The following is a 635-nucleotide window of genomic DNA, read 5'->3' as shown; positions in this document are numbered from 1 at the left end:
AAACGAATCCAGAAATATACGATAGAGAAAGATATAACCAGACAAAGACCATGGAGAGTTTTTGTGACGTATCACCACAAACATGAAGATATATTGGGTGAAAATAAATCATGGAAAGAGGTCAATGCAGTACCTATAGTTTTAAGGTCATTGAAAGAACTACCTCCTCCGACATGGTTCAGAAGGACATGCAAGTAATACCTTTCTCCTTCTACAGGACATGCATACACCATCCTGCCAATCTGTGTTCTTTGCTTTCTTCGAAGCCATTCTTTCTCCATATATCCCATCCATATTGTTCTGGAAATTCTCTATACAAGAAGCTATGTGCAAATGGGTCAACTCTGTTCATCCAAAAGTACTCGGTCAACATGGACTTCTGTGACTGCTCACGGTTGATAACATTACGCAGGTCATCTCTTTTGTTGTATGCCACCATATGCATACCTAGTAAATGTAATGTAGGCTGAAGGACAGGCGGATACATTTGATATAAAGAAAAACCATATAACCGGTACGCTGCTTCTGGAGGAGTAACACATCTAGCATCCCTGAACCGCTTAATCTCATCAATGACAACCTTATCACCATTATCATACTTATCAATAGAGTAAGATGCGCCATCGGGACCTTTG

At 40.0% G+C, this 635-nt stretch carries 2 protein-coding genes; one reads left to right on the top strand and one right to left on the bottom strand.

Annotated features, from left to right (window positions below):
* Window positions 1–198, top strand: a 198-nt coding sequence (locus ACQY5W_RS13275) for a hypothetical protein (RefSeq protein WP_428025449.1), incomplete at its 5' end; no start/stop codon positions are given.
* A gap of 13 nt (window positions 199–211) precedes the next feature.
* Here ACQY5W_RS13275 and ACQY5W_RS13270 read toward each other — a convergent pair.
* Window positions 212–635 (bottom strand): hypothetical protein (locus tag ACQY5W_RS13270; protein WP_428025448.1); only part of this gene is annotated, 424 nt, incomplete at its 5' end.

Source organism: Arcobacter sp., from assembly GCF_050300555.1.
Lineage (GTDB): Bacteria > Campylobacterota > Campylobacteria > Campylobacterales > Arcobacteraceae > Arcobacter.
The sequence above is the reverse complement of the archived record's forward strand: the minus strand, read 5'-3'. Positions and strand labels throughout refer to the sequence as shown.